The following is a 3,027-nucleotide window of genomic DNA, read 5'->3' on the forward strand; positions in this document are numbered from 1 at the left end:
GTCCTCGAGGGCGTCGGCGGTGGCGAAGAACAGGCCGCCGTCGATGCGGAGCACCGCGATGCCCGGCTCCGCCTCGTCCTCCGGGTGCTCGTCGACCTCGCGGAACACCTGCGTCCCGGGCTCACGCACCATCACCGGCAGCGACGGCCGCGTGGTCACCGAGACCAGCCACAGCAGCGACAGCGCGATCCCGACGAGCACCCCGGCCAGCACGCCGACCACCAGCGTGCTCACCAGCGCCACCATCGCGATCCAGAAGTCGAACCGCTGCACCCGGAACAGCCTGCGCATGGCGGGCACGTCCATCATCCCCATGACGACGGCCTCGATGATGATCGCGCCGAGCACCGCCGTCGGCAGCCCCGAGAACAGCGGCGCCAGCAGCAGCAGGGTGAGCAGGACCATGGCGCCCGACGTGAGCGACGCGACGGGGGTGCGCGCTCCGGCGCGGTCGTTCAGCGAGCTCGCCGACAGGCTCGTGGACACCGGCATGCCCTGCACCAGGCCGGCACCCACGTTGGCGGCCCCCTGGGCGAGGGACTCCTGGTCGATGTCGACCCGGTAGCGGTGCCGGGCGGCGAACGTGCGGGCGTCGCCCGCGGTCTGCGAGAACCCGATCATCACGAGCGCGACGGAGGCGAGGGCCACGGTCGCGACGTGGTCGAGCATGAGGGCCGGATCGGGCACGACGACCGAGGGAAGTCCGCGGGGCACGTCGCCGACCAGCGCGACGCCGCGCTCCCCCAGGTCGAGCAGCCAGGACGCCAGGAGCCCGCCGACCACCAGGACGAGCGCGCCGGGCACGCGTGGGGCGATGCGCCGCAAGCCGAAGACCGTCACCAGCGAGACGACGCCGACGACGGCCGTCGCGGGGTGCACGTCGCCGAGCGTGCCGAGCCAGGACCACAGCTCCTGCGGGGGTGTGTCCCCCGAGGCGCTCGTGCCGGTGAGCTTGGGCAGCTCGCCGATGACGACGTCGATCGCGGCGCCGAACAGGAAGCCCGTCACGACGGCGCGCGAGAGGAACTGCGCGATCCACCCCATCTTGAGCACCGCGAGGACCACGAACACCAGGCCGGCGACGAGCGTGATCCCCGCGACGAACGAGGCCACGTCGGTGCCCGTGAGCCCCGCGGCGAGCACCGCGCTGGCGGCCACCGCGGCCAGTCCGGAGCTGGGCCCCGTGGAGATCTGCCGGCTGGTGCCGAAGATCGCGTAGAGGATCGCGCCGGCCGCGGCGGCGTACAGGCCGTTCTGCAGCGGGATGCCCGCGATCCCCGCGTACCCGAGGTTCTTGGGGACGATCAGCGCCGCGACCGCGACACCTGCGGCCACGTCGGGACGCAGCCAGCGCCGGTCGTACGTGCGCAGCACGCCGACGATCGGTACGTAGTCGGACCATCGGCGCCGCTTCGCAGCCATGTCTGGACCCTAGCGATGCGAGCCCTGAGGCGTCAGTCCCTCAGGGCTGCTCCTCCGCGAGGCGCTTGATCGTCGCGAGCCGGCGGTCCCACTCCGCCCCGATGGCCTCCAGGGCCCGCGCGGTCTCGGACAGCCGCGACCCCAGGGCCTGGTAGCGGATCTCGCGGCCGGCCCGCACCGGGACGACCAGTCCCGCCTCGGCGAGCACCCCGAGGTGCTTGGCGATCGCCTGCCGGGTGACCGGCAGGCGGGTGGCCAGCGCGGAGGCCGACAGGTCCGAGCGGCCCAGCTCCTGCAGGATCTGCCACCGGGTGTCGTCGGCGAGSGCSGCGAACACGGGCGCCAGCGTCGCGCTGCTCATGCCGCGCCCTCGAGGAGCGCGACCAGCTCGTCGAGCTCGGCGGTCCAGCCGCCGCGGTTGTTCTCCATCGCCACCAGCGGGTCCCGGCCGAGCAGGTCGAAGCCGGACTCGACGACGGTCAGCAGGGTGGCGTCACCGTCGGCGACGAGCGTGAACCGGACCAGCGTCGAGTTGTCCTCGCGCAGCGGCTCTCCCGGTGATCCCCACGTGAAGGCGAACACCACCGGCTCGTCGTACTCCTCGATGCGGACGGGGAACACGCCGTAGCCCTCGAACCCGAACGTCCCCATGCCTCCGACGCGCAGGTCCGGCAGGTGCGCGGTGCTCCCGAACCACTGCGCAACCAGGTCGTCGCGCGTCAGTGCGGCCCAGACCCGGTCCGGCGTCGCGCGGATGTGCACCGTGCGCGTCACCTGGTAGCTCTCGGTGTCGATCACGGCCTGCGGGTTGACGGTCGTCATGGGAGATCCTCTCGATCGAAGCCTGCAACTCTAGAGTTGCATAAGCAACCAGTCAGTTGCAACGGGTACCGTCGGCTGGTGCTCCCCGTCCTGGCCGTCCCCGCCGACGTCGACGCCATCCACGCCCTGCGCCGGTCCCTCGAGGACTGGATGGCCGCGCACGGCACGGTGCAGTGGCCGCCGGGGTCGCTCCCCCGCGAGCGCGTCGCCGCGCAGGTCGACGCCGGCGAGTGGCACGTGGTCCGCGACGACGAGCTCGGCATCGTCGGAACGGTCCGGCTCCTGTGGACCGACCCCGACTTCTGGGGCGACGACCACACCCCCGCCGTCTACGTGCACGGCCTCATGGTCGACCGCCGGGCCGCGGGTCGCGGGCTCGGCGCCGCCCTGCTCGACTGGGCGGCGGCACAGGGTCGGGACGCGGGCGTCGAGGTGCTCCGGCTCGACTGCCGGACCACCAACCCGGTGCTGCGCACGTACTACGAGTCGTCCGGTTTCCAGCCCGTCGGGCAGGTCGACTTCGCCGACTTCTCCTGCACCCTGCTCGAGGCCTCGCTGCGTGTGGGTGGTACTGCCTAGGTTGGACAAATGACGCAGCAGCAGCGGACCTACCCGCAGGGCGTGACGTCCTGGGTGGACATCGAGCAGCGGGACGTCGACGGAGCACGGGCGTTCTACGGCGCCGTGCTCGGCTGGACGTTCCATCAGGCCAGCCCGCCCGGGGCGCCGCGGTACGTGATCGCTCAGGTGGACGGTCTTGACGTGGCCGGCGTCGGCGAGGGC

Annotated in this window: 5 protein-coding genes; 2 read left to right on the forward strand and 3 right to left on the reverse strand. The window is 72.5% G+C overall.

Annotated elements, in window-relative coordinates; translation table 11 throughout:
- The 3 genes from AC1DUQ_RS19910 to AC1DUQ_RS19920 form a co-directional block, all read right to left on the reverse strand.
- On the reverse strand, nucleotides 1-1,422 hold a 1,422-nt coding region (locus AC1DUQ_RS19910), incomplete at its 3' end, for a SulP family inorganic anion transporter (RefSeq protein WP_477074440.1).
- A 40-nt stretch (nucleotides 1,423-1,462) separates the two neighbouring features.
- Nucleotides 1,463-1,783 carry an ArsR/SmtB family transcription factor gene (locus tag AC1DUQ_RS19915; RefSeq protein ID WP_477061138.1) on the reverse strand — a complete coding sequence of 107 codons (321 nt, stop codon included), beginning with the start codon at nucleotides 1,781-1,783 and terminating at the stop codon, nucleotides 1,463-1,465.
- Nucleotides 1,780-2,244: an SRPBCC family protein gene (locus AC1DUQ_RS19920; protein WP_477061137.1), complete on the reverse strand. Its 465-nt coding sequence runs from the start codon at nucleotides 2,242-2,244 to the stop codon at nucleotides 1,780-1,782. The genes AC1DUQ_RS19915 and AC1DUQ_RS19920 overlap by 4 nt, the downstream gene beginning before the upstream one ends.
- Before the next feature lie 78 nt (nucleotides 2,245-2,322).
- Here AC1DUQ_RS19920 and AC1DUQ_RS19925 point away from each other — a divergent pair, with 78 nt between their 5' ends.
- Nucleotides 2,323-2,823: a GNAT family N-acetyltransferase gene (locus AC1DUQ_RS19925; protein ID WP_477061136.1), complete on the forward strand. Its 501-nt coding sequence runs from the start codon at nucleotides 2,323-2,325 to the stop codon at nucleotides 2,821-2,823.
- A gap of 9 nt (nucleotides 2,824-2,832) precedes the next feature.
- Nucleotides 2,833-3,027: VOC family protein (locus tag AC1DUQ_RS19930; RefSeq protein ID WP_477074441.1), on the forward strand; the 195-nt coding region annotated here is incomplete at its 3' end.

It is taken from the genome of Cellulomonas sp. P4_B5_2, from assembly GCF_056402235.1.

Bases quoted from the DNA above. Each gene is read 5' to 3' on its own strand.
- AC1DUQ_RS19920 (WP_477061137.1), bottom strand. From the start codon at position 2,244: ATGACGACCGTCAACCCGCAGGCCGTGATCGACACCGAGAGCTACCAG.